20 protein-coding genes and 1 tRNA gene are annotated in these 24,743 nt (G+C 55.8%); 7 read left to right on the top strand and 14 right to left on the bottom strand.

The window, feature by feature from the left end; genetic code table 11:
• Positions 1 to 162 precede the first annotated feature (162 nt).
• The 5 genes from HMPREF9451_RS08355 to HMPREF9451_RS08335 form a co-directional block, all read right to left on the bottom strand.
• A complete protein-coding gene (locus HMPREF9451_RS08355; protein ID WP_009139856.1) occupies positions 163 to 1,413 on the bottom strand; it encodes a carboxylate--amine ligase in 1,251 nt (416 codons plus the stop codon).
• Positions 1,414 to 1,574: 161 nt separating this feature from the next.
• Positions 1,575 to 2,006: a GatB/YqeY domain-containing protein gene (locus HMPREF9451_RS08350; protein ID WP_009139855.1), complete on the bottom strand. Its 432-nt coding sequence runs from the start codon at positions 2,004 to 2,006 to the stop codon at positions 1,575 to 1,577.
• 263 nt (positions 2,007 to 2,269) lie between these two features.
• On the bottom strand, positions 2,270 to 3,325 hold the full coding sequence (cydB, locus tag HMPREF9451_RS08345; protein WP_009139854.1) for a cytochrome d ubiquinol oxidase subunit II: 1,056 nt from the start codon (positions 3,323 to 3,325) through the stop codon (positions 2,270 to 2,272).
• Positions 3,326 to 3,328: 3 nt separating this feature from the next.
• Positions 3,329 to 4,801 (bottom strand): cytochrome ubiquinol oxidase subunit I, encoded by a 1,473-nt coding sequence (locus HMPREF9451_RS08340; protein ID WP_009139853.1) that lies wholly within the window; start codon positions 4,799 to 4,801, stop codon positions 3,329 to 3,331.
• Between the two features lie 435 nt (positions 4,802 to 5,236).
• Positions 5,237 to 5,719 carry an HsmA family protein gene (locus tag HMPREF9451_RS08335; protein ID WP_009139852.1) on the bottom strand — a complete coding sequence of 161 codons (483 nt, stop codon included), beginning with the start codon at positions 5,717 to 5,719 and terminating at the stop codon, positions 5,237 to 5,239.
• Positions 5,720 to 5,963: 244 nt separating this feature from the next.
• Here HMPREF9451_RS08335 and HMPREF9451_RS08330 point away from each other — a divergent pair, with 244 nt between their 5' ends.
• Positions 5,964 to 6,551, top strand: coding sequence for a TetR/AcrR family transcriptional regulator (locus HMPREF9451_RS08330; protein ID WP_009139851.1), 588 nt, complete (start codon positions 5,964 to 5,966; stop codon positions 6,549 to 6,551).
• Between the two features lie 157 nt (positions 6,552 to 6,708).
• Here the strand turns inward: HMPREF9451_RS08330 and nagA are convergent, their stop codons facing one another.
• The 3 genes from nagA to HMPREF9451_RS08315 all read right to left on the bottom strand — a co-directional run bounded on the left by nagA (position 6,709) and on the right by HMPREF9451_RS08315 (position 10,844).
• On the bottom strand, positions 6,709 to 7,830 hold the full coding sequence (gene nagA / locus HMPREF9451_RS08325; protein WP_009139850.1) for an N-acetylglucosamine-6-phosphate deacetylase: 1,122 nt from the start codon (positions 7,828 to 7,830) through the stop codon (positions 6,709 to 6,711).
• Between the two features lie 222 nt (positions 7,831 to 8,052).
• Complete coding sequence (nagB, locus tag HMPREF9451_RS08320; protein ID WP_009139849.1) at positions 8,053 to 8,838, bottom strand: glucosamine-6-phosphate deaminase; 786 nt, start codon at positions 8,836 to 8,838, stop codon at positions 8,053 to 8,055.
• A gap of 317 nt (positions 8,839 to 9,155) precedes the next feature.
• Complete coding sequence (locus HMPREF9451_RS08315) at positions 9,156 to 10,844, bottom strand: FAD-dependent oxidoreductase (RefSeq protein WP_009139848.1); 1,689 nt, start codon at positions 10,842 to 10,844, stop codon at positions 9,156 to 9,158.
• Between the two features lie 254 nt (positions 10,845 to 11,098).
• On the opposite strand from HMPREF9451_RS08315, the gene HMPREF9451_RS08310 reads away from it, so the two are divergent.
• The 6 genes from HMPREF9451_RS08310 to HMPREF9451_RS08290 all read left to right on the top strand — a co-directional run bounded on the left by HMPREF9451_RS08310 (position 11,099) and on the right by HMPREF9451_RS08290 (position 16,864).
• A complete protein-coding gene (locus tag HMPREF9451_RS08310) occupies positions 11,099 to 12,574 on the top strand; it encodes a helix-turn-helix transcriptional regulator (protein ID WP_009139847.1) in 1,476 nt (491 codons plus the stop codon).
• Positions 12,561 to 13,214, top strand: a complete 654-nt coding sequence (locus tag HMPREF9451_RS08305) for an HAD family hydrolase (RefSeq protein ID WP_009139846.1) — start codon at positions 12,561 to 12,563, stop codon at positions 13,212 to 13,214. The genes HMPREF9451_RS08310 and HMPREF9451_RS08305 overlap by 14 nt, the downstream gene beginning before the upstream one ends.
• A 118-nt stretch (positions 13,215 to 13,332) precedes the next feature.
• A complete protein-coding gene (locus tag HMPREF9451_RS10000) occupies positions 13,333 to 14,046 on the top strand; it encodes a hypothetical protein (RefSeq protein WP_009139845.1) in 714 nt (237 codons plus the stop codon).
• A gap of 56 nt (positions 14,047 to 14,102) precedes the next feature.
• On the top strand, positions 14,103 to 14,492 hold the full coding sequence (locus HMPREF9451_RS09995; protein WP_009139844.1) for a 5-bromo-4-chloroindolyl phosphate hydrolysis family protein: 390 nt from the start codon (positions 14,103 to 14,105) through the stop codon (positions 14,490 to 14,492).
• Positions 14,493 to 14,550: 58 nt separating this feature from the next.
• Positions 14,551 to 15,723: a toxic anion resistance protein gene (locus HMPREF9451_RS08295; protein WP_009139843.1), complete on the top strand. Its 1,173-nt coding sequence runs from the start codon at positions 14,551 to 14,553 to the stop codon at positions 15,721 to 15,723.
• Between the two features lie 199 nt (positions 15,724 to 15,922).
• On the top strand, positions 15,923 to 16,864 hold the full coding sequence (locus HMPREF9451_RS08290) for a 3-hydroxyacyl-CoA dehydrogenase (protein ID WP_009139842.1): 942 nt from the start codon (positions 15,923 to 15,925) through the stop codon (positions 16,862 to 16,864).
• A 57-nt stretch (positions 16,865 to 16,921) separates the two neighbouring features.
• Here HMPREF9451_RS08290 and HMPREF9451_RS08285 read toward each other — a convergent pair.
• From HMPREF9451_RS08285 to HMPREF9451_RS08260, 6 genes are all read right to left on the bottom strand, one after another.
• Positions 16,922 to 16,997: transfer RNA gene (locus tag HMPREF9451_RS08285), tRNA-Phe, on the bottom strand.
• 206 nt (positions 16,998 to 17,203) lie between these two features.
• Positions 17,204 to 18,538 carry a coproporphyrinogen III oxidase family protein gene (locus HMPREF9451_RS08280; protein ID WP_009139841.1) on the bottom strand — a complete coding sequence of 445 codons (1,335 nt, stop codon included), beginning with the start codon at positions 18,536 to 18,538 and terminating at the stop codon, positions 17,204 to 17,206.
• 6 nt (positions 18,539 to 18,544) lie between these two features.
• Positions 18,545 to 19,816 carry a phosphoribosylamine--glycine ligase gene (gene purD, locus HMPREF9451_RS08275; protein ID WP_009139840.1) on the bottom strand — a complete coding sequence of 424 codons (1,272 nt, stop codon included), beginning with the start codon at positions 19,814 to 19,816 and terminating at the stop codon, positions 18,545 to 18,547.
• A 168-nt stretch (positions 19,817 to 19,984) separates the two neighbouring features.
• Positions 19,985 to 21,295, bottom strand: coding sequence for an adenylosuccinate synthase (locus HMPREF9451_RS08270; RefSeq protein ID WP_009139839.1), 1,311 nt, complete (start codon positions 21,293 to 21,295; stop codon positions 19,985 to 19,987).
• Between the two features lie 44 nt (positions 21,296 to 21,339).
• The gene (locus tag HMPREF9451_RS08265; protein WP_009139838.1) at positions 21,340 to 23,478 is read right to left on the bottom strand and encodes an ATP-binding protein; all 2,139 of its coding nucleotides are present in this window, start codon (positions 23,476 to 23,478) and stop codon (positions 21,340 to 21,342) included.
• The gene (locus HMPREF9451_RS08260; RefSeq protein ID WP_009139837.1) at positions 23,475 to 24,737 is read right to left on the bottom strand and encodes a metallophosphoesterase family protein; all 1,263 of its coding nucleotides are present in this window, start codon (positions 24,735 to 24,737) and stop codon (positions 23,475 to 23,477) included. Before HMPREF9451_RS08260 ends, HMPREF9451_RS08265 begins: the two co-directional genes overlap by 4 nt.
• Positions 24,738 to 24,743: the final 6 nt, after the last annotated feature.

Here is a 24,743-nt window from a genome sequence, read left to right as displayed (position 1 = left end):
GTGGGGCTCTTCGAGCAAGACGGATTCTTTGAGGCCGACTCTAGGCAGAGCGGTTCGCTTCTTCGCGAAGCTTCTCCGACAAATCGGATTCACTTCTCGCGAGGTCCTTCTGACGGGTCGAACTCACTGTTCGCAGAATTTTCCGAACGGAATGGGGTTCCTTTATTTGTAGTTATCCGGATTCGCGAATTTGTCGATATAGCGATGCACGTGAATCTTCATCCAAGCCCAACGCATAGGGTTAAAGCGCAAATCATACGGATAGTCAAAGCTCATAGACTCTTTGCCCTGAGCAACCAACTCCTTGGCGCGAGCCACGAACTCGGGGTCTTTCACGTATTCGTAAACAACCTTACGAGGCACCGAATGCCAGAAGACCTCATTGGTGTTTTGCACGCATTCCCCCAAATCGCGCTTGAATACACGATCTTCCACCACGTAACGGGCTATGTTGTGACCCGCCGCTGTAACATGGTAGTTCGTGCGACCCTGGCGGAGATTGACCTCGAAGATTTTGTACGAACCGTCGCGGTCGTCGCGTTTGATATCAAAATTGGCGAAACCGGTGAATTCGATCTTCTCGAGGAAGTTCTTAATCAGCTCCTGCAGCTCTGGGTTGGGCTGTGTGATGATGGCGCACGGGTTGCCCAGCGCCGTGGGCGTATGTTCCTCCAAGCCTTCGCGGCCGAAGCAGATAAGTTTCACCTTGCAGTTGCGGTCGCAATACGCCGTAAGCACGTTCATGTTGCAATCTTCGCCCACGACCATATCCTGCAGCAGTACTTCGTCAGGATAGCCCGCACCGAAAATCAACCCCAAAATGCGCAGGGCTTCCGCCGGGGAATCGGCCGTATAGACCTTCTTCATGCCTTCAAAGGGATGCTCCCAATACGTCACGCTCATAGCCGGCTTCACGATGACAGGATAGGAAAAGCCAAGGACGTTCTCGGACACGTCGGCCTCGGAAAGGCCTTCGCCAAAGCGCGCCGGCGTCACCGAGAACGTTGTGGGGTAGGGAAGACCGTGCTCTTCGCACATCTGGTAAAAGCTCGTCTTGGACTCAAGACGGTCGCGCAGGTCGGCGTTGATATAAAGCGTCACGCAGTTCTTGGGCAGGTCATCCTGAATTTCCGAAAGAAGCTCTGCATACACGTCTGCGCATCCCCATACCAAATGCATGGTTTCGGGATGCTTTGCAGCAAACTCCTTGATGGTGGCAAGAAGCACGTCGGGCTTGTCGAGGTCTTCGTTGTACTGGCATTCGACAATGCGGCTGTGCATGGTGTCACCGGCGGCAAAACGGCCGAACGCGTAGCTTTTCTTGCCATACTGTTCATGTATTGCACGTGCTACGGAATAGCAGTTCATATCCCCGCCTATAAGAACGGGAATGAAGTCGATTTCCTCAGACAAAATTACTCCTTGTACGTTTTCTCGCGCAGCAAAAACGGAGGCGAGCCTCGATTCGTTACCGTATATGATGCACCTCATGGGCATAAAGCGCGGCGGCGCTTCCTCGGCCGTTCAGAAGCGTTGGCGCGGCACTGCCGCAACGCCCCAAACGATATGGCGGCTTACGCCAGGCGGCTTCCCACCTCTTTGGCCGCAGCCGCTTTGTCAAAGTTACCGCCGGTGGCTGCAGTCAAAGCCCCCATGACCTTGCCCATGTCGCGTTTGGTCTCGGCCCCCAGATCGGCAATGGTTTTTTCAATAAGAGCAATGAGCTCGTCGCCAGATACCTGCTTCGGCAGATACTCTTCAAGAATGGCAACCTGCTCTTTCAGCATGGCCGTACGCTCTTCGCTCGTTGCCGCCTTAATGGACCCTTCAAGCGTTTCGCCCGTCTGCTTGAGCATGGCATCGACGTCCGCCTCGACGATGTCGCGGCGCTCGTTTACTTCGATGTTCTTCACCTCGCCATGAACCTGGCGAAGGATGCTCAGACGGTTCTTGTCGTGAGCGCGCATGGCGTTTTTAATCTCTTCCTGGAGCTTTTCGTATTGCATGGGTTCCTCCCAACAAACTTTCACGCGGATGAGACCCAGTATAGCCAAAACGAACGAAAGCGCACCGTCGCCCGCTCATAGCACAGAAGACCCACGGAGGTCGGGCAGCGTAAGAAGCGTATCGTGGGTTTTGTGCGTCGCCCGCCTCCACCTGCCCGCATACGCAGGCTCGCCCGAGACGCCATCGCATGGCGCAGGCACAATCGGGACAAGAAAAAACCGGCCTCGAACGAGACCGGTTTTTCAGTGCATCAAGACGGGCTTTAGTAGTCCAGCTCGTCCATCTTCACACGACCGCGGAACGTGCGGTAAATGATGAAGTGATACGCGAGCACCAGCGGCAAACCGACGCAGGTGATGCCGAGCATCCAGGTAAGCGCAAGCTCGCTCGAGGCCGCAGTAGCGATGGTGATGTTCTCGCCCGATGCCGCCGTGCCGAACAAGGCGATAGGATCGCCCGCGCCGGCAACAACCAGATTCGGGAACATGAGCGACGCCCACAGGCCAACCAGCATGACGCATGCAGCGGACGTGGCAATGAAGACCACCAGGTCAGAAGAGTCGCTGCCGTTCTTCATGATGGCAACCGCCAAAGCAACGATCACCAGAGCGAAGAAGACCATGCGAAGCAAAGACAGCTCCGGAGCCATTTCGGGCTTGAGCACGAACAGCGCATACGCAGCCGTCGCGAAGAACAGAACGGCACCGACGATAAGCATGACGCCGCGAATCTTCTTGGCGCGAGCGAGTACTTCAGAACCGAGGGGCGCCTTCAGGGAAAGCCAGCTGGCGCCCTGGAACAAGAAGAAGCTCAGACCCAAAAGGCCGGTAAGCAGCGTGAACGGGGTTACCAGGCCCAACAGAGGAACGCCGATGTAGTCGCCGTTGGCATCCATGGGAATGCCCGCGAACACATTGCCTGCAGCCACACCGAAAAGCAGCGCAGGAAGCAAGGAACCTACGAAGAACAACGCATTCCACAGCTTCGACCATGCTTTGTCATGACCGGCAAACTCGAGGGAAACCGCACGGACGATCAAGCCCATCAAAACGAGCATGATGGCAAGATAGAAGCCCGAAAACGTGGTGGCATACGCCGGAGCGAACGCCGCGAAAAGAGCACCGCCCGCAGTAAGCAGCCAAACCTCGTTGCCGTCCCACACGGGACCGACGCTCGAGCGCACAATAGCCTTCTCTTCGTCGTTTTTCGCTACGAAGGGACTCAAGACGCCCGCTCCCAGATCAAAGCCGTCGAGTACGAAATAGCCTGCGATCAAGACGAAGATGAGGCAGAACCAGATAATGCCGAGGATAGTCATGGCTTATGCCTCCTTCTTCTTTTCGTCCGCGGACGCATCGGAACCGACCGCAAAGCTGGCGGCCGATGCGGCAGTGTCGGAGCCGGCCGCCGCAGCCTTCTCAGACTCGAGCACGGGACCCTCTTTGACAGCTTTGCCGATGAGACGGACCCATGCAACAAGCAGGAGCAGATAGACCACTGCGAACAAGGCGATGGTGATCATAAGCTCGGGAGGGGTAACGGACTGGGACGCCGCCTCGTTGGTGAGCAGAGACACACCGTCAGGACCGCTCACGGAAGGATAGACAACGTAGGGCTGACGGCCGAATTCAGCCGTAGACCAGCCGGACTGGATGGCAATGAACGGAGCCAGAGGAGACAGGATTAAAATCCACTGGACCCACTTCTTCGATCCGAGCTTGCTGCCCTTCTTGAAGGCGGCAATAGCCGCCAAAATAAGCACCAACACAATGACGCCGAACAGGGCGACCATCAGGTGGTAGCTCTGGAACACCAGGTTGACGGGAAGGTCGCTATGCTCGATTTCGTCATTTTCAGCGACGATCTGGTTCAAGCCGGGGTATTCCTTGTTGAAGTCGCCCGAAGCCAGGAAGCTCGTGAATCCGGGCAAAGCAATGGGAGCCGCCGTTTCCTGAGCCTCTTCGTCAACCCAACCGACCGCATACAGCGGCAACGTGCCGGTTTCGTAGTGGCCTTCCATCATGGCGATTTTGCTCGGCTGCTCTTCGGCAACGACCACGGCAGCGGAATGAGCGGAAACAAGCAGGCAGCCCGTAGCAATGACAGCGGCCACAACGCCAACCTTCATGGTCTTTTGGGCGAAGTGCTCGTGCTTGTTCTTATGCATGTACCATGCAGACATTGCAATCGCCACGAAAGAGCCAAGTGCCAATGCGGCAAGAACCGTATGGGTGTAGCGGGGAAGTGTGGAGGGATTGAACGCCGCAGCGAAGAAGTCGGTGATGACCGCCTTGCTGCCGTCGGCCACAAGCTCGGCGCCTGCGGGAGTCTGCATCCAGGAGTTGGCAATGAGAATCCACAGCGCGGACAGGCAGCTGCCGAAGAAGACCAACCAAGCGGAAACAAGATAGAACTTCGGGCTTACCTTCTTGCGCCCGAAAATCACGATGCCCAGGAACACGGACTCGAGGAAGAAGGCCAACAGCGCCTCTGCCGCAAGCGGCGCGCCGAAGATGTCTCCGACGAAACGGCTGTAATCAGCCCAGTTCGTTCCGAACGAGAATTCCATGGTGATACCCGTGGCAACACCCACAGCGAACGTTGTGGTGAAGATTTTCACCCAGAAACGCGTTGCCGCTTCATCCTTGGGATTGCGCGAGCGGTAATACCGCGTTTCGTTGATGGCCATGATCAAGCCGATACCGATGGACAGCGGAACGAATACAAAGTGAACGAACACGACCAAAGCGAACTGCACGCGCGAAAGAAACGCAGCATCGGTCAAAAGCTCCATAGCACACCCCCTTTTTCGTTATGACGCACCCTCAGGTGCTCTTTTTCGCCTCCGATGCTGGGGTTCTATCCTGTCCCCAAAGCACCCCGCATCAAAAGCCCTTCTTCTGTGCTTTCCTTGACCTACGTCGCATGTCCTGCGCCGTCACGCCAGACCGCGCAGCGCACGTCGCGTTATTGGCCCAGGAAAGCACCGTAACCATAATAACACGTTCTTGTTTTTATATGTTATTTTTTTAGTAACATATTACCGAAGAGGCTCATCTATAGTTCAGGGGGCAAAACGCGCCCCGAACAGGATGAAGTCACAATAAAACCCCGCGGCTCGCCCTGGCAGACAGCCGGCAAGCCGCGGGGTTTCTCGTTTTCGTACGAATTTCGCCAACCCGTTGGGCGAGCGCACCAGATTCGTCAAACGACACGAATCGAATCGTCTCTAATGAGACTTGCGCGTCTTCGCACGACGGAAGAGAACCATCGCGAACGCGGACACCACGATGACGCTCGTGCCGACCGCACATACGGCGCGAAGATGAATAGCCGGAATGCCCACAAGCAATCCGATGATATAAGGAACCAGCCAGAGTAGCCACACAAGCGTGCTAAACGTATGAAATGTTTTCTCCGCACGCTCATTGCGACGCAAGAACGTGACCGTGGCCCATACCGCATGAATCAGCATCAGGATAATTGCGGCCAATCCGGAAATGGCATGAATACCAAAACCCGTCGCACCCGAAGTCTGAGCAATATTCGTCATGATGGTCGTTCCCGTGGTATCGAAAACCAAGCCACACCAAAACAGTATTACGTGACTCTTCTTCAGAAATCCCGCACGGCGCTCCGAAAACACGCCTATGGTGTAAAAGACCAGCGCCAGCGTAATGGCGCTCGAAGCAGCAACAAGTTCCAAACTCATATCAATCCCTCCCCATAGCCGACCGTGCCGGCTGCCTTCTATTCTGAACATTGTTCATAAATGAACGTCGTTCAGAATAACGAAATTCTGACGGGCTGGCAAGAACGCCTTTCCCTCTTCACAGAATATTCTCTGCAGCAGCACGCGTCCGACAATCGCGCTCAAACACGTTCCATGCGTTTGTATAATTCATTCGCACAGCAAACCGTACAAAGACAGAAGCCAATGGGCAAAGAGGCAAAGCATGGGAAACAAAGCCGTCATTTCTAAAGACCTCATCCTCGAGGCATCATACAAACTGGTTCTTGAGTCGGGGCCGGCAAATCTCAGCATCAGAAGCGTTGCGAAAGCGTGCGGAGTGTCTGTCGGTTCCATCTACAATTACTACCCCACGAAAGCGATGCTTGTCGCCGACGCCGTAGGAATGTTTTGGCAGACCTCCCTTAGCAAGGAAATGTTCGTGGCGTCTTCGGGGGAGGACTTCGTCACGTTTTGCGAACGCCTTATGCACGATCTCGAGCACACGATCAAGGCCTTCCGAAAAAGCTGGCTCAGCGAGCTTGCAGCATTGGATTCCGAGAGCAGAAAAGAAGTTCGTGCGCGGGAAAATGCCGCATTTGCCCATATAAAACGCGGATTGGTCGTAGCCATCGAGCACGACGAGGGAATCAACCTTGACGCTTTATCCTCATGCAGCGTCAAGCAGGGCAATAAGCCGGCCGAATCGCTTGCAGCTCTGGTCTGGGGCGTCATGGTTTTGTCCCTCCAAAACAACGACACCGCCTATCAGTCTCTTTTTGCCCTTATGAGGACGGCACTGTATAAAAACTAGAGCGCACGAACAAAACGTATGCCATATAAAGAGAGACAAAAAGCGGGCGGTTCGCCATGAACCGCCCGCTTTCCGTTTTCCATATTCGCCGGACCTCGAAAATCGCGGCCTTTCTGCCATCGCTTTCCCCGCCCATCTTTCATGAAGGGTCGGTGTTCTACAAAACCCTGCCTCGCACAACCACCGTACGAAGATCGAGATTCTCATCAAGAACAACCATGTCGGCAACAGAGCCAATGTTGAGATTGCCACGCGTCTCGCCAAGGCCAATGGCTCGGGCGGGATTCACGCTCGCCGCCTTAACGGCGGACACCAAGGGAATTTCCATGTCTCGCACCGCGATTTTGAAGCACGACATGAGGTCGGTCGCACTTCCCGCAAGTGTTCCATCGTGAAGGGTTGCCCGATTACCGCGCACGGTGACCGCTTGACCACCGAGACTGTATTCACCGTCGTCGAGACCCGTCGCCATCATGGAATCACTGACGAAAATCATATGGTCGTCGTCAAACAGCTTAAAAGCCGCACGTACCGCCGACGGGTGGATGTGCACGCCGTCAGCAATAATCTCGGGCGTGGCCTTGGCGTCTGCCGCAGCGCCGATAACGCCCGGCTCCCTATGGGCCAACGGAGGCATCGCGTTGAACAGATGCGTCACATGGCTGGCGCCCGCTTCAAAAGCGGCATGCGCCTGGTCGTATGTCGCGGTGGTGTGGGCAATGGATATGCGCACTTCGTTGTGCACCTCTTTGACGAAATCAAGCGCACCAGGCTCTTCGGGGGCAATGTCCACGATTTTGAACAGACCACCCGCCGCCTCCTGCAGACGATGGAACATGCCGGCGTCTGGGCATTGGACGTATGCGGGGTTTTGCGCTCCAACTTTATTCGGGCTGATGAACGGCCCTTCCATATTGATGCCCACGAGCGCCGCGGCGTCATCTGCATCCTCGTGTTCGGCGGCGCATCGCGCGATTCCTGCAAGCTTTTCCTCAGGATAGGTCATGGTCGCAGGGCAATACGCCGTCACGCCACGCGATGCCTGGTAACGGCAGATGGCATCGATCGCCTCGTGCGTACCGTCGCAAAAATCGTAGCCGACGGCACCGTGGGAATGCACGTCGACCAGGCCGGGAATGACATAGCATCCACGGGCGTCGATGTCCTCAACGTCAGCGCCGTCCGCCAAATCCTCGACGATGCGACCGTCGCACACAAACAGGGTTTTTTCTTCGAAGGCTTCACCGGTGAAAACCTGGCCGCCTGTGATTCTCAGCATGTTCAAAACGCTCTCCTCTCGCATGCGTATAGGGCCATCATACAAAACGAGGCCGCCGAACCATTCGGCAGCCTCGTTAAAGCCAGAATCTACGCAGCATATTCCGTAATTCCGCAAAAGCCTCGCAACATGCGGCGACGCTTGAGCCGCTTCGCAGCCTCACGGGCGACATATCCAGCAAACATGCCGCTTTCGCGCTTGCTTTCGCCTCCTGCACGCAGGCTAGCAGCAGCAACCGCCTTCGTGGTCATGACCGCAGCCGCACGTACCTTCAGCGATTTCCTCACATGCAGAAAACGCAGCTTCGTCGACAACGGCGATGGCATTGGGGTGGAACTGCAGGATGGAAGCGGGAACCTTCGGGGTAACAGGGCCGAAGAAGACGTCACGCACAATCTGCGCCTTGTCTTCGCCGCTTACAACCAGGAGAATCTGCTTGGCGGCCATGATGGTGCCAATGCCCATGGTGTACGCCTGGCGGGGCACTTCGTCTGCGGAATTGAACAGACGGCTGTTGGCCTGAATGGTGCTTTCGGTCAAATCGACGCAGTTGGTCTCCTTGGTGAATTCGTCGGCGGGCTCGTTGAAGCCAATGTGACCGTTGTGGCCAAGGCCCAAAAGCTGCAGGTCAACGCCGCCGGACAGGGCGATGGACGCCTCGTAGGCGTCGCATGCCGCTTCAGCATCGGGATTGGCGCCGTTGGGGACATGCGTGTTCTCGGGACGAACGTTCACATGATCGAACAGATGCTTCTGCATGAAATAGTGATAGCTCTGCTCATGGTCGTGAGAAAGGCCGCGATACTCGTCCAAGTTGAAGGTGGCCACGCGGGAGAAGTCGAGACCTTCCTCTTCGTAGCGCTTGACGAGTTCGGCATAAAGGCCCTCGGGCGTAGAACCCGTGGCGAGACCGAGCACGCAGCCAGGCTTTTCGGAAACCAGTTCCGCGATGATATCCGCAGCCGCTTCGCTCATATCCTGATAATCTTTAGCAACGATGATCTCCATCGAAACCCCTTTCGCTTCATACCAGCCCGAGCTCTTTCAGCCGCGGGCGAAACGCAGCCTTCGCATACCGCCCCATGATGACAAAACGGGCAAGGGCGATTCATCCATAACGAAAAACCGCACGGAATAACCAAGGCGCGAAACCAAGCCTACAACAAGCCAGACAACGATGATACCGCACCAAGAACATGCGGGAAAGACGCCCGCGGTATGACCCTGAAGCCCCAGAGCGCAAGAAAGGGGCGTGCCAATTGACACGCCCCGATCGAAAACGCGTCCGAAAAAGGGGAGGGGAAGGACGCGCGGAAATTGGTTGATTAGTCTAGCGCAACAACATCGGCCTCGGTAATGGGCGTGGTCGGCTCGAGCTTTCCGCCCGTAGCTGCCTGAATGCCGCAAATACGACCGGTGGTCATGCAATGGCCAGCCGACATTCCTCCCTGGAACATCGACCAGTCAGGCAGACCGCATAGTTGTCCGGCGGAAAATCCCGTAATCCACAGGTTCGGAATAACGTTGCGGTCTTTATCAAGAGCTTGATAATTGCCATTTACCGCAGCGCCTGCGCACATGGCGGACACGCGGATATGCTTGTGAATGCCCCAATACGGAGGCTGCTCGATCTTTTTGAGGTACTTCGCCTTCTTGCCGAAATCGGAATCGAAGCCCGCATCGCACATCTCGTTGTAGCGCTCGACAGATTTCTTCAGCGCGTCGGCAGGGATGCCGAGCTTTTCGGCAAGTTCGTCCAACGTATCGCAGCAATACGTGTCAATGAGGTCCTCGATGACGTTTGCTCCACTTTCCGCAGAGCGATCCATCTCAACATCGGGCATGTAAACCTTGATCGCTTCTTTATCGGTCGGTTTGCCGCCCCATTCCGTCACCTGGTCAACATAGTTGTCGTCGAAGATTTGACTATACCAGCCAGGCTTGGGCTGATAGCGCAAAACGCAGTTGAGCTGTTCGAATTCAGCGTCTTCGTTCATGAAGCGCTCGCCGTTTTCGTTGACCGTCAAAAACGGCTCGTTATACATCGGGCCCGAATCGAAATCGTGCATCATATGAGAATGTCCCACGGGAACGAACGTACCGCCGATTGCCATAGCCATCATGATGCCGTCGCCCGTCTTGTTGGTCTGCTTGCGGTCGAAGTCTTTCACATCGGGGCAGTAGCGCTCTATCAAGCTCTGGTTGTTCTGGTAGTCGCCCGTCGAAAGAATGACGCCTTTGGTAGCATTGAATTTGATGTAGTCAGTACCGCTTTTGCCCACAACGCCGGTCACTGCCCCGGATTCGTCGGTAACAAGCTGAACGCCAGGCGTGCTATAGAAGAACTCGACGCCTTTTTCGGCGGCTAGCTCGGCTAGCGCCTTAATTGCATTTCCGTTGTTGTACGGCTTAGGCCCGAACAGAATGGAGCGACGAGAGCATTTGCTACCGTCCTCGTATTCAGTCACGGCCGTAGGACGGATTTTGTACGGAGGAAAACCGGCCTCCGCGGTACGCACTTGCATCCAGCGGATTGTCTCACCCGAGTATTTGGCCCACGTGGTGGCCAAATCTCGATCGGCGCGCCAATGGCAATCCTCCATGAAGGCCTGAATGAAGTTCATCACGCCCTGTTCGTCCGATTCGTCGAGCAGCACGCCCGTGCACGTGCCACCCTGCGCAATCGGCGTGGGCTCTTTCTGAAGCACGGCAACCGTCGCGCCTTCTTCAAGCGCGGAAAGAGCCGCCGGAACGCCACCCGTTCCGGCACCGACGACTACGACGTCGTAGGTCTTCTCTTCAGAGAACTTAGTAATGGGGTCGAGCTCTACAGGCGAGCTCTCGAAGTCAGAAGCCTGCAATCCTTCGGGGTACGGAGTACCGCCTTCGGTAGCGCCCGACTCGGGTTTTTCGCCCGATTCGGAAGGCGAACAGCCGGCAAGCGCTACGCCCGCAGCAGCAACAGCGCCCGTAGCAAAAGCGCCTTTGAGAAAATGACGACGATCGAGTTCCATAGCCCCTCCTTGTATCTCCAAGTATTCTTTCGAGCGCTTTGCTCAAGGTGGCAAATCACCTCGAGCAAACACCTCGACAGGCGAAACTCTATGACACCGATAATGCATTCCGCGTACCACCAACGGTCTGAACTACGGTTTTGCCTCACGTCGTCTACTACAAACAGGATGAATTCGAAATGAGAGCAAGAGTCGAGCCGTTCTTGCGAACGCAAGCGTCATACGTTTCCTATAATCGCTATGGGAGGGAAACCATGCTGAAAACATTCTTGAAGGAAACGCCTCAAGCGGCGTCAATTGTCATAGGGCTCGCTTGCGCGGGGCTTGCCTTGGAGGCGTTACGAACTCCTGCCGTACGCAACGTCACCTTCGAAGTTTTCCATCCGATTCCATACCTCATTGAGGGCATCGGATTATTGATTGCCGCTTTCGTTCTCGGTAAAGCAAGCAAAACATTTCGCATGGATAAGCATCCATTCCTATCGATCGGAGTGGGTGCGGCAGCAAGCATTTCCCTCTTCCTTATTATGCAGTCGGGCGACCCTTTAACCGGAGACGTCTCAAGAAACGTCGTAGTGAGCGCCTATCGGCTTTCGAGCGCTCTGCTTTTCGTTCTATGGGCAGAACGCCTTTACCCCATGGGAGCACGGCGCGCGGCATATGCCTACGCCCTTTCCCTTGTCGTCGCAGCTATCCTGATGGCGGTTCTCTCGTTCTGCTCTCTAGCCATCGGACAATCCGTGCTGGCAACGCTCCCCCTACTTTCCGTTGGGTTGCTTCTTTCGTCACACAATTCCGAGGAGGACACAGAAAGCAATACGGGCGCTGAAGACACGCATCCTCTCGCCGAAAGCCTCCCGGCACTCAGGACGAAAACAAAACGCGACATCCTTATTGCAGCCGTTCTGCTGCTCACGCCACTCGTCATGCGCGGCCCCTTTATTTCCGTGCAGTCGTCATGGATCGATCAGCAAAGCGACTCGATTGCTTCATTCTTGATTCAAGTGAGCATGGCAATCGGTCTCCTCCTCGGATGCGGCCTGATCTTCATGCTTATCCGCTTTCTCTGGAACAAACGCTGCATCATGTTCTTTGAGCTGCTCATCGTCCCGCTGTCCCTCCTGGCTTTCTACGCTGCGCAAGCATCGGAGACGCTGTGGTTCTTCTACGTCCCCATCGTCGATGCCACATATCGCACGCTCCTGCTCTTCGTCATCCTCATGCCCTTCCTCGTAAAAACAAAGAACTCGTTCGCCCTGATGCCAATTGGCCTTGGCGTACTCATTATCGGCCGTGCGCCGTTTTCCCTCCTCGTATCGATACTGCCTGAAGCCGCATATGCGGGCGTTTTCGTAGCGTTCGTCATGCTAGGAATTGCAGGCAGCATCACCGCGCTCCTTGCAAGCGGCATGTTCGAAGATGAAAGGCCGGAGCAATCTCTCGTTCAACCCGCCTCCTCTGCGTTGAACGGCAACCTCGAACTTGCATGCGACACCCTTGCGCAGCAACGCAGGCTCACGGCGCGAGAACGCGAAGTGCTCGGTCTGCTCGCGCAACACTACAACGCCCCCTACATCGCCAAAAAGCTGGTCCTCAGCACTTCCACAGTCAAAACCCATATGCGAAACCTCTATGCGAAATTGGAAGTCCATTCGCAAAGCGACCTATACTTGCTCCTGGAGAGCACCGCGAAAATCTCAAGCCAGGAGGAGTCCCATGACCGCCCGTAGAACTTTCGACGCATTCGTTTTCGACCTTGACGGAACACTGCTCGACACGCTCCCCGACCTTGTCGCGGTAACTAACGAAGTGCTCGCAAGCTTCGAGCTCCCAACCCACTCTCGCGATGAAATCCTTGCCATGGTCGGCAATGGCCTGCGATCTCTCATCTCTCAAGCCGTGCCGCAAGACCTTCCCCAAGACGAGGTCGAGCGCATCCTCACTTGCTGGAAAAAGGCTTACGACGAGCACGGACAAACGCATACGTCGATTTACGACGGCATGATGGAGGCACTCCTGGAGCTTAAGCAGCGCGGAAAAAAGCTTGCCGTGTTCTCCAACAAGTTCGATGGCGGCGTAAAAACGGTCATGAATCATTTTATGCCGGGACTCATGGATTACGAACTCGGCGAAGGCCCCGTGCCGCGCAAGCCCGATCCCCAAGGACTCTTCCTCATAGCAACCGAGCTCGGCATCGATCCAAAGCGCATAGCATTCGTAGGGGATTCGGCCGACACCGACATGCAAGTGGCTCGCAATGCCGGCGCTTTCGCACTGGGAGTGAGCTGGGGTTATCAGCCGGTAGAACGTCTGCGCGAAACGGCGGATGCCGTTATAGACAACCCTTCGCAGCTGCTCGATTTCGCGTAATGCGACAAACGAGACGATTCCTCGCCGCAATCGAAGCGTTGCGCTCCCGTAAAGTCCTTACGCTACAATAATCTGACGCAAACGAACCATTCCGCAAAAGCGAGCCGAGGAGGCAACCATGGCCTCGCCTAAAAACATCGGAGACCAGATTTTTGATGCTGTGCAAGACGCCGTGAGCTCTCAAGACTTCAGCGCATTGCAATCGACCATCGAGTATTCCGTAGGCCTTGCTGCGAAGAATATCAGCAAAGGCCTGGCCCACGCCTCAAGAAGCATGCAGCAGGCGCAAGCCGAATATCAGCAAGAGCAAGAAAAACGCCGCCAAAAGCAGCTGATGCAGGCCATCTATGCGAAAAGCACCCCCTCGAAAGCCATCGGGTACGCCATGGCCATCGGGGGAGGCGTTGCAGTCGTTCCTTTCCTCCTTGGCGCAGCCATCGTTTCCACGAGCGGGATTGCCGCATTCTTCGTACCTCCTCTTTTATTCGCCGCAGGAGGACTGGTTTTATGCGGTTTCGGCATACGCCGCCTGCGTCTGACAAAATCTTTCGAGCTGTACAGGGACATCATTTCCACGCGCGAATACTGCACCGTAGAAGAACTTGCCGCCCGCACGGCCGCGTCGTCGAAAACCGTCATGAAGAACCTCAAGGCCATGCTGAAAAAAGCATGTTCAAGCAAGCTGCGTTCGACGACGACGAACAATTCCTCATCACGACGCACGACGCCTACAGGGAATACCGCGCCGCTCAGCTTGAAGCGCAGCATCTCCGCCACCAAGAAGCCCTCGCTCAAAGCGTCGATGCCCCATCCGGACAAAGCCAGGCCTTAACCCCCGAAGCGCAAGCCCTGCTCGCGCGCGGCGAGGCATTCGTCGCGAAGATTCGCATGAGCAACGACGCCATTCCGGGCGAGGATATATCCCGCACAATAGACCAGATAGAGCACACCGTACGCACCATCCTCAAACGCGCCGAAGAATACCCCCAGGTCATCAATGACCTTGACCGACTGATGGACTATTACCTTCCCACTACGGTCAAGCTTTTGGATGCATACAAAGAACTTGATGCACAGCCTATCCAAGGAGAGAACATCCAGAAGTCCAAGAAAGAAATCGAGGCGGCGCTTGATACGCTCAGCACAGCTTTCGAGAAGCTTCTCGACTCCGTATTCAAAGAAATGGCTTGGGACGTTTCCACCGACATATCGGTCTTGCACACCGTCCTCGCACAGGAAGGCCTTGTGGAAGACCCTTTTACAAAGATGCGTCCCTAACAAAACGCGAGCACAGAACCGACCCGAGCATCCATCCGAAACCGAAAGGCAGGATATCATGAGCGACCTCCTTAACAACGACCAGATGCAGGCCCCCGGCGTGCCCACGCTAACGCTCACGCCCACCATGAGCGACGCTGCGGCCCCTGCGCCTGCGCCCACCCTGGTTGCGACGCCCGAAGAAAAAGCCCCAGCCGCGCTCGACGACAGCATGCTGAGCGACGAAGAAAAACGCATGGTAGACAACTTCTCTCAGCAGATCAACGTGCGTGATTCCAGCATGATTCTCCAATACGGAGCCGGGGCCCAGAAGAAAATGGCAGACTTCTCCGAATCAGCGCTCGCCAGCGTGCGCACGCAAGACCTGGGCGAGGTGGGCGACCTGATCAGCAGCGTGGTCGTCGAACTGCGCAGCTTCGACGCTACCGAAGAAAAAGGCGTCTTCGGCTTCTTCAAGAAAGGCGCGAACAAAATCGAGTCCATGCGTGCCAAATACGACAAGGCCGAAGCGAACGTGGATAAAATCGTTGGAGCCCTGCAGGGCCACCAGATGAAGCTCATGAAAGACGCCGCCATGCTCGATAAGATGTACGACCTCAATCTGATGTACTTCAAAGAGCTGACGATGTACATTCTGGCAGGCAAGAAGAAACTCGCCGAAGTGCGCGATGTCGAGCTGAAAGAACTCGTGGCCAAAGCACATGCAACGGGACGCGCCGAAGATGCGCAGGCGGCGCAAGACCTCGAGGCCATGTGCACGCGCTTCGAGAAGAAGATCTCGGACCTCGACCTTACGCGCACCATCGCTATGCAAACCGCGCCGCAGATCCGCCTGGTGCAGAACAACGAGGTCACCATGGTGGAAAAAATCCAGACCACCATCGTGAACACCATTCCCCTGTGGAAAAGCCAGATGGTTCTGGCATTGGGCATCGCGAATTCCGCCGAAGCGGTGCGTGCACAGAATGCCGTCACCAACATGACCAACGACCTTCTGAAGAAAAACGCCGAGATGCTGCACACCTCCACCGTGGAGGTGGCGCGCGAATCCGAGCGCGGCATCGTAGACATCGAAACCCTGAAAAACACGAATGAAACGCTGATCAGAACCTTCGACGAAGTCATCCAGATTCAAAAAGAGGGCCGCCAAAAACGCGCCGAGGCCGAAGCCGAGATGCGCCGCATGGAGGCCGACCTCAAACAAAAGATGCTCGAGATTCCACGCGCCTAGCAAAAACCGGCGGGAGATGCAGCCAAGCGCATCTCCCGCTTTTCTTTTCTCTGGGCATAGTTAGTTTAGAAGCCGCACGTCACGCAAACCATCCCGCTTGCGGAAGAACCCGCCCTTCTTTATGCAAGAGACGTATGCTTGACGCATATGTAAACGCTTACGGTTCATGCTCGCGCAGACGAGCGGAAAGCGAGGCTTCATGAACATCAAGAAGGTCGTTGTTGCAGGCGCGGGCGTTCTAGGGAGCCAAATTGCCTTTCAAAGCGCATACAAAGGCTTTGACGTTATCGTGTGGGCGCGCAGCGAAGGCTCAGTCGAACGAGCTCGTCCCAAATTCGAACGCCTACTGGACATATACGAGACGACTCTCGAGGCCATGAAAACAAATCCGGCCGCCTACTGCCGCGGACTGGCCGAAAGCCCTCAAGTTTCAGAGGAAAAAATAGACTCCCTGAAAGACGCGGCGAAAAAAGCCTTTGAAAGCCTGAAGTTCACAACGAGCTACGAAGAGGCCGCAAACGATGCCGACTTGGTAATTGAAGCCATCGCCGAAGATCCGGAACAGAAAATTGCATTCTATACCGAGCTCGCGCACTACCTTCCCGAAAAGACCATCCTAGCTACGAATTCCTCCACCATGCTCCCGAGCACATTCGCCGAAGCAACAGGACGTCCCGAGAAATACCTGGCGCTGCATTTCGCCAATGAAATCTGGAGGAACAACACTGCCGAAATAATGGGGCATGCCGGCACCGCGCAGCAGCCATACGAAGAAGTGGTCAAATTCGCCGACGCCATTGGCATGATTCCTCTGTGCCTCAAGAAAGAACAGCCCGGCTACATCCTGAACAGCCTGCTTGTGCCGTTCTTGAAATCGGCGCAGGCTCTGTACGCAACAGGAGTCGCCGACCCCGAGACAATCGACAAGACGTGGATGCTTGCAACGGGCGCACCCCTCGGCCCATTCAGAATCCTCGATATCGTCGGGTTAACCACGACCTACAACATCGCAATCATGGACCCGCTGGCAGCGGACCCTGAAACGGTTCAGGGCAAGGTGGCAGCCATGCTCAAAGAGCGCATTGGTGCTGGAAAGACGGGCGTCAACGCAGGAGAAGGTTTTTACCGATACGAGAAATAGTTTCGCATAACGGGTAGTACCAAAAAAGGCCGCTCAATGAGCGGCCTTACAATTCAATGGTGGTCAGAGAGGGACTCGAACCCCCGGCACGGGGATTTTCAATCCCCTGCTCTACCAACTGAGCTACCTGACCAGTTACGCTAAGCGCAGGTATGTATATTACAGAAACCTCTTCGTCTTTGCAAGAAGAATTTCTGACTTTTTTAAAGGACGACCCTGGCTCATATTGCCGCATACACGCTCGTCACGCGCGCGCAGCCATCCCCTGAAAAAACGGATTCGAAGCATTATTTCGCTCCGAATCCGCCATCGAACTTTGTTCCGATAGCCCAATCGATGTTATTTCATCGCGCAACCAGCGCCGAAAAGAAGGTCGCGTTCGTCCTCGGGAAGTGCGGCGCGCGCTTGGTCACGAAGATTATTTACGCCGATGAAGAACTGACGCATCATGACGACCATAAGATAGCGCCCTTTTGGCGTTAGCGTGATTTGTTCGTCGTCGTCGACATCGAACGCACCCGACATCTTCATGAACGCATACTCGGCAGGAAGGCCTTGGGCAACGCTGCAACCGAAATCACGCTTCCACTGCTTTTTATCCAATCGAAGGCCGAAAAGCTGCATCATGAAGCGATAGCGCATACGGTTGTGCTTGGAAAACGTCGCCTTGCCCATGACGGACATGCGGTTCGCCTGTATGGCTTCGTTGTATTCGCGAACACTGAAGGTGTTAACGTATTGGGTGTCGCCCAAATACGTCATGCCGCCGCTGCCAATTGCGGGATACTCCTCGTAATCGACAATATACTCGTCAATCATCTGGCCCCCGCGAGCGTCCGACAAATTGCCTTCGGGACGTTTATTGAACGTCCATGCGCTGCCATGGATGAATGGGGAGTTGCCACCGCCTGCCAAGGTGTCGCAAATAATCTCGTAAAAATGCCTCTCGCGGTTGTAGTCAACCTTCCCCACGGTGGCGGCAAGGGACTTTTCCACCGAAGGAGATGCCATAAGGGGATAGAACGTAGTCTGGCTCGTGCCGCTTTCAAGCACCATTTCCAAATCGCGACGAAGAATCTCCTCGGTCTGCGCCGGGAAGTTAAAAATCATGTCCACGTTAAGCGATTTGAAGTACGGCGCGGCCACCTTGATAGCCTCCAGGGTGCTCTCGCCGCTTCCGTACTTGTCGTAGCGATCCATCTGCTTCAAAAGGCCGTCATCGAAGCTCTGGACACCCACGCTCATACGGTCAACACGACCCTGCAAACGCTCCAGGTATTCGGGAATCAGATGATTCGGATTGGTTTCGCAGGACACCTCTTTGATGGAAAACTCGGACTTCGCCATGTCTATGATGTCGCACAGCTCACCAAGGACGATGGTTGGCGTACCTCCGCCAATGTAGACGGAATCGAAATCGTAGCCGAGCTCTTTGAGCATCATCATTTCGCGACGAAGGTTGGCGAAATACGGCAGAGCGTAATCTTCCGAAAACGGGAAGCGATTGAACGAGCAGTACGGGCACAATCGTTCGCAGAAAGGAATGTGGATGTAGAGCATATACGGCTGGCCCGGCTTGGGTCCAGGGATACGCGCATCAGAGCAGGGGTCTATCTTCATGAAGCGCGATGCGCACATACGCACCGCGCTTGTAAGCATTCGTTCGCTGAGCATGCGGTCCTAACCTTTGAGCGCTCGCAATGCAATATCGCGGCGCAGTTGTTTACCTTCGAAGTTGATTTTGTCGCACGCCTCGTATGCGAGTTCGCGCGCATCTTCGAACGTATCAGCAAGGGCGACAACATTCAACACACGCCCGCCATTCGTGACAAGCTCTTCATCTGCATTGAACGCCGTTCCCGCATGAAAGACCGTAACGCCTTCGAGGGCTTCGGCCTCTTCGATTCCGAGAATGACTTTTCCTTTTTCGTAGGAACCGGGGTAGCCTTCGCTTGCCAGCACGACGCAGACTGCGCACTTGTCGCTCCATTGCAGGTCAATGTCGCCCATGCGGTTTTCAGCGACGGCCTTGAACACCTCCACAGCGTCACTTTTCATGCGAGGCATGACAACCTGGGTTTCCGGATCACCGAAACGAGCATTGAATTCGAGCAGCTTGGGTCCTTCGGGAGTCAGCATAAAGCCGCCATAGAGAACGCCCGTGTATGCCGCCTCGAAATCCTCCGCAGTAGCAGCAGCGGCCTTTTGCATGATGCCCTGCATCCGAGCCTCAAGCTCGGGCGTAACGCACGGAACGGGGGAGTACACGCCCATGCCGCCCGTGTTGGGACCGCGGTCTCCATCGTATGCGCGCTTATGGTCCTGGGCACACGGCATGCAAAGGGCCTTACCGCCGGCAAGATACGCAAGCATGCTGCACTCGGGGCCTTCGAGCATCTCTTCGATGACGACGATAGAGCCTGCCTCGCCGAAGTCTCCCGCAAAGCAGTCGCGAACGGCTTCTTGGGCATCCTCCAGGCAATCGGCAACGATAACGCCTTTGCCGGCAGCCAAGCCGTCGGCCTTAACGACAATGGGAGCGCCTACTTCGTCAAGATAGGCCATAGCTTCCTGCTCGCTGGTGCATTTCTTGTAGCGCGCCGTGGGAAGGTCGTGAGCCAGCATGAATTCCTTGGAGAAGCTCTTGCTGCCTTCGAGCTGCGCACCCTGGGCGTCGGGGCCGAACACGGCAAAGCCGGCATGGCGAACCTTTTCGGCAACGCCTTCGACCAAGGGAGCCTCAGGGCCTACGACAACCAGCTCGATATCGTTGTCGCGGGAGAAGCCGATGATGGCCTCGGCATCGAGAATATCGAGCGGGACGTTTTTCGCAATGGCCGCCGTACCGCCGTTACCAGGAGCCACATACAGCTCTCCGATATGAGACGACTTAGCAAGCGCCCACGTCAGGGCGTGCTCGCGACCGCCACTACCAAGCACCAGTACGTTCACTTACGTTCCTTTCAACGTGCAGACACGCTGCTTATTGAGAATCGACCCCGGACCAAGCCGGGATCGATTCGTTCATGCATTGATCATAGTGTTTCTTTTGGCGAATCGGACAGAGCGGTTTGCCGCCGAACCCGTCCGCCATACAACCGACAGAGCGGGACGATCCTTTTACCAGCCCCTCATAAACGTCTGGTTGCGATCGGGACCGACCGAGATGATGGAGGCCTTCACGCCGCTAAGACGCTCGATTTCCGAAACATAGTCTTTCGCTTCCTGCGGCAGCTCGTCGAAGCTTTTCGCGGAGGTGATGTCTTTACCCTTCCAACCAGGCATGGTCTTATAGATCGGCTTGGCATGGAACAGCACGCTCTGCTGCATGGGGAAGTAATCGTAGCGCTTTCCTTCGCACTCGTAGGCGACGCAGATTTTCAGCTCGTCGAAAGCGGAAAGCACGTCGAGCTTGGTGAGCGCGATATCGGTCAGGCCATTGACTTCCGCCGCATAGCGGGCAATGACAGCGTCAAACCAGCCGCAGCGACGTTTGCGACCCGTGGTAACGCCGAATTCATGGCCCTCGGAGCACAGCAGATCGCCATCGATGGCGTCCTGGCCCTCGCCGCCGTTTTCGGGATACAAAAGCTCGGTGGGGAAGGGACCGGCGCCAACGCGGGTAACGTACGCCTTCTGAATGCCGAGCACGCGGTCGATGGCCGTGGGACCGACGCCCGAACCCGTTGCAGCGCCTCCAGCACAGCAGGAAGAGCTGGTAACGAACGGATACGTGCCGTGGTCTATATCGAGCAGGGTACCCTGCGCACCCTCGAACAGAATCTGCTTCCCTTCGCGCAGCGCATCGTTGAGCAACTGGGCGGTTTCCGCCATATGAGGACGAATGACCTCGGCATACGGCAGGTACGCTTCGCAGATTTCTTCAACCGTGAAGGTGCGCTTGCCGTACACTTTTTCAAGAATAGCGTTCTTGGTTTCCAGAGCCGCTTCAACTTTCATGCGGAAAACGTGCTCGTCAAGAAGATCCTGTATGCGGATGCCGCTGCGGGCGGCCTTATCCTGATAGCAAGGACCGATGCCGCGGTTCGTTGTGCCGATTTCGTTTTTCCCGAGACGGAACTCCGAAGCTTTGTCCAGCTCAATGTGATAGGGCATGATGACGTGGGCATCGCAAGAGATTTTCAAGCGATCGCAGGAAAGACCTTCGCCCTCCAGCATCTCCATCTCTTCAACCAAAACCTGAGGGTTCACCACGACGCCGTTGCCGATAACCGGAATGGCGTCTTCATACATGATGCCCGAAGGAATCAGATGCAGGGCAAGTTTCTTTTCTCCGTGGATGACCGTATGGCCGGCATTATTGCCGCCCTGATAGCGAACCACGTAGTCGAAATCTCGGGCAATAAGATCGGTGACCTTGCCCTTGCCCTCGTCGCCCCATTGGGCGCCGACCAACACCACGTTCGGCATGTTCGTCCTTTCACTTGACGATATCGTGTTAGACAACCTTGTAATTATAGCGCGACCATTGTATGACCGTCGGCATATTGCCGAACGGCCTCAACAATCTCCTTATGGCAGGTAAAAAGAATGACCTGGCGTTTTTCAGCAAGCTCGCTCAACGCTCGAACGGCCCCTTTGCGGCGTTCGTCGTCGAAGTTTACGAGTATATCATCTGCGAGCACGGGCACGGCGTTCCCGACACCTTCTACGCACTCGAGCAGCGCGATGCGCAGGGCGAGATAGAGCTGCTGGCAGGTACCCATGGAAAGAAAGCGAGGCTCCCTTTCGCCCCGGGATACATCCACGGCCACCAGGCGCCCGTCGTCTTTCATCCGAATCTCAACCCACGTTCCGCCCGTCATCAGAGAAAGCAGGTGCGACGCGCGAGCATACACCTCGGGCACGCTTTCGCTTTTCCATTCTTCGATAGCACGAGCCAAAACGCGGCGGGCAAGAAGAAGCTTTGCAAGGTTTTCCGCCTCTTCGTTCTTTCTTGTGATGATCTGCGCACGCTGCGTTTTCAGAAGGTCGAATTCACGAGAGCGCTCCGCATCGAACAGGCATTGCCTCAGTTCGCCAAGGCGAATGTCGTTTCGACGCATGGACTCAAGGAGAACATCCCTCTCCTCGAGCGCTTCCTCGAGTGCCTGATGAACGCCTTCGAGGCCTTGATCTTCAGCACATTCGACGCGACGGAAGAATTCGCAGCGGCGCGCCTCCTCCCGATCGAGGGTCTCATGCTCTGCGGTTTTTCGGGCTTCGAGAGCCCTTATCCGCTCCTCGATTCCGCGCAGCTCCGAAAGCTGAGAGCGAGACCTCTCCATAATGATGCGGGCGTTTCGAATTGAGCCCTGCGCTTCGGCAAGACCCATGGCATCAAGCTCTTCCTGAACGCGCAACGAAAACATGAGCTCGTCCTGCTCGCACACTTCAAGAACACGACGCGCCTTTGAAACTTCGCCTTCGCCCTTCTTTGCCGATGCGGCACGGGATTTTTTCTTCCGCTGGGAAAAAAGAAACGACCCCACGCCAACCGCACACGCACCAACCGCAACCCCCACGCATAAAAGGAAGGCGTCGGAGCCCGACAATCCTTTGACCGCCGTTGCCGCACCGGCGAGGAAAAGAACGATACAGCATGCGAGGATAGCTTTATCGGATTTCGAAAACGCTGCCGTGTCCTGTTCGTCGCACGCTTCAGCCTGCGCTCGGGCCCGGTCGAAGGCGTCTTGAGCCGACTCGATCCTACGCTCAAGACGCACGGATTCCTTCTCCAGCCCTTCAAGCCGACGAAGCACCGTTGCTTCGGAGCTTTCGTCCGCCGCATAGACTCCTCCGCGCTGTCGCAAGGCCCGAACCCCTGCAGCAGCTTCGTCCAGAGAACGATTACAACGAGCAATCTCTTCCGTCGAAGCGTCTATTCTTTCTTCCGTCCGACGAATCTCAGCCTCGCATGCTCCAAGCAGTTCGACACGAGCATTGAGCTTGCCTATTTCGACGAGGCGCTCGTCCTTCCGACGAAGCAGGCCTTCGTACTCTTCGCCCTCCTTCTTGAATCGGTCCGACTCTTCCCGCGCCAGGGCAAGACGCCGCTTGCATTCGTCTTCTTCGGCCTGGATGCGCACAAGGGAGTGCTTCGCCGAGGCCGAACGACTTGTGCGCGCCGCTATGGATTCGTCGATGGCACGAAGGGCCTCAGCGGGGGATATCTCGGTGCCCGACCCGGCGGTCAAGAGCTTCGAGGTCATGTTAGCCGCGCTTCCAAGGCTTCGAAGTTCATCGCTGTCCAGGGAAAACATGGTTTTAAATGTCTCTTTATCGAGCGATTCCGCAATGCTTTTCGCCTCCGCCGACGAGCAGGAGAGGCCGTCAGCGTTGCGTGTACGCGACACTTCGTGAAAACAGCCCTCCTCATCAACGAAACGAAGCGTCCCCGACCTCTGCGCAAACGGAGGCTTGTACGTATTTTTCTGGCCGCGCGCATCCTCCCATCCGAAAAGAACACCGCCGACAAACGCGTTTATCGTTGTTTTCCCCGCTTCGTTTTCCCCGTAGACGACATTCAGCCCCGAAGAAAACGGACCGATATTCTTGTCGAAAAATTTCCCGAACGCCTGAATATGAATTCTGTCAAGGTGAAGACGGCTCATCGCGCATCACCTCGTTTTTCAAGAAGAGACAGAATTTCATCCTCGCCCAATTCGTACAGACGGTCTATGGAACTCTCCACGGAGCCGGGAAGCGTGAGCCCCCTTTTCGAAAACTCCTCTTGCAGGTAGAGAAGCGCGTCTTCTTTCGAATCCTTCTCTTTTTCGAAGCCATTCAACAACGTCGAGTAAAACGAAGCGGAACGGGCAAGGGCCCGCTTGTCACGCGGCGGCACGGTGGCGCACAACAGCGCGTCGCAATAAAACGACGGATACCCTTCGTTGAGTTCGCGCCTCAACGACTCAAGAGCCTCTTCGCGAGAAAGCATCTCGTGAAGAGGCGTCGTTCCTTCGAGCGTAATACGCACGACCATCTCATCGCACGCGCTGGCGGCGTTCTCATCGAACACGCGGCGAATGCACGCCGAGATAACGTCGTCGTAGCCCGCACACTGCGACACATCGACGCGAAGACGCTCCCACTCGACCGATTCGCACGCGACGAATTCAACCTGATTCGCAAAGCCCTGTTCGAGGGTCACCATAAAACAGCCCCGGTCGCCCGTTTCCTTGATGTCCCTACCTTGGACACACCCGCAGAACGCGACGCGAGGATTCGTCTCGGAATTCATATATCTCTTGTGTATGTGCCCCAAAGCCCAGTAGTCCATCCCGGAGGCCATAAGTTTCTGCTCGGAAGTCGGGGCTTTATAAGGGTCCATCCAAAGTCCCGTATGGAGCATCCCTACGCAAAACGGCGCTTTTACCCCGCACTTTTCTTCTGCCGCCGCCCTGGTCATGCCCTCGGAAATATCTTCCCCGGGAGCCATATTGCAAAAACCGCGGGCGGCTATGACGGCAAGAGGCTCTCCGTTTTTCTCGTGGCAGACAAACCCCGGCTTATCCGAAGGAAAAAGATATGCGTTCTCGGGAAGGTCTGGAATGACGGCACGCCAGTTCGGGTAAGGGTCGTGGTTTCCGGCGATAATGTATGCTTTTATCCCCTCGTCACCGAGACGCTTCAGCCCCTGGATAAACCGACGATAATGGGCATAGCTCGGTTTATCGGTATCGAACACGTCTCCGCAAAGCAGGAGAAAGTCGACCTGGTTTTCCACGCACGCCTGAATAACGCGATCATACGCATCGGGAATCGCATGCACCAGGCGGTCGGCCCATGCGGGAGACAGGGCACGCAGCCCTCTGAAAGGGGCACCCAGATGAATGTCCCCCGCATGAATGAATGTAAGTCTCTCTCCCAATCTAGG

It is taken from the genome of Slackia piriformis YIT 12062, assembly GCF_000296445.1.
Classification (GTDB): domain Bacteria; phylum Actinomycetota; class Coriobacteriia; order Coriobacteriales; family Eggerthellaceae; genus Slackia; species Slackia piriformis.
Note: the sequence above shows the minus strand (reverse complement) of the source record. Positions and strands in the feature narration are given on the sequence as shown.

What these genes read in the sequence shown, in the direction of transcription:
- HMPREF9451_RS08340 (WP_009139853.1), bottom strand. Translation starts at nt 4,801, where the DNA reads ATGGAGCTTTTGACCGATGCTGCGTTTCTTTCGCGCGTGCAGTTCGCT.
- HMPREF9451_RS08270 (WP_009139839.1), bottom strand. Translation starts at nt 21,295, where the DNA reads ATGCCGAACGTGGTGTTGGTCGGCGCCCAATGGGGCGACGAGGGCAAG.
- HMPREF9451_RS08310 (WP_009139847.1), top strand. Translation starts at nt 11,099, where the DNA reads ATGCTGAAAACATTCTTGAAGGAAACGCCTCAAGCGGCGTCAATTGTC.
- cydB (WP_009139854.1), bottom strand. Translation starts at nt 3,325, where the DNA reads ATGACTATCCTCGGCATTATCTGGTTCTGCCTCATCTTCGTCTTGATC.
- HMPREF9451_RS09995 (WP_009139844.1), top strand. Translation starts at nt 14,103, where the DNA reads ATGAGCAACGACGCCATTCCGGGCGAGGATATATCCCGCACAATAGAC.
- HMPREF9451_RS08305 (WP_009139846.1), top strand. Translation starts at nt 12,561, where the DNA reads ATGACCGCCCGTAGAACTTTCGACGCATTCGTTTTCGACCTTGACGGA.
- HMPREF9451_RS08280 (WP_009139841.1), bottom strand. Translation starts at nt 18,538, where the DNA reads ATGCTCAGCGAACGAATGCTTACAAGCGCGGTGCGTATGTGCGCATCG.
- HMPREF9451_RS08295 (WP_009139843.1), top strand. Translation starts at nt 14,551, where the DNA reads ATGAGCGACCTCCTTAACAACGACCAGATGCAGGCCCCCGGCGTGCCC.
- nagB (WP_009139849.1), bottom strand. Translation starts at nt 8,838, where the DNA reads ATGGAGATCATCGTTGCTAAAGATTATCAGGATATGAGCGAAGCGGCT.
- HMPREF9451_RS10000 (WP_009139845.1), top strand. Translation starts at nt 13,333, where the DNA reads ATGGCCTCGCCTAAAAACATCGGAGACCAGATTTTTGATGCTGTGCAA.
- nagA (WP_009139850.1), bottom strand. Translation starts at nt 7,830, where the DNA reads ATGCTGAGAATCACAGGCGGCCAGGTTTTCACCGGTGAAGCCTTCGAA.
- HMPREF9451_RS08315 (WP_009139848.1), bottom strand. Translation starts at nt 10,844, where the DNA reads ATGGAACTCGATCGTCGTCATTTTCTCAAAGGCGCTTTTGCTACGGGC.
- HMPREF9451_RS08290 (WP_009139842.1), top strand. Translation starts at nt 15,923, where the DNA reads ATGAACATCAAGAAGGTCGTTGTTGCAGGCGCGGGCGTTCTAGGGAGC.
- HMPREF9451_RS08265 (WP_009139838.1), bottom strand. Translation starts at nt 23,478, where the DNA reads ATGAGCCGTCTTCACCTTGACAGAATTCATATTCAGGCGTTCGGGAAA.
- HMPREF9451_RS08350 (WP_009139855.1), bottom strand. Translation starts at nt 2,006, where the DNA reads ATGCAATACGAAAAGCTCCAGGAAGAGATTAAAAACGCCATGCGCGCT.
- HMPREF9451_RS08335 (WP_009139852.1), bottom strand. Translation starts at nt 5,719, where the DNA reads ATGAGTTTGGAACTTGTTGCTGCTTCGAGCGCCATTACGCTGGCGCTG.
- HMPREF9451_RS08330 (WP_009139851.1), top strand. Translation starts at nt 5,964, where the DNA reads ATGGGAAACAAAGCCGTCATTTCTAAAGACCTCATCCTCGAGGCATCA.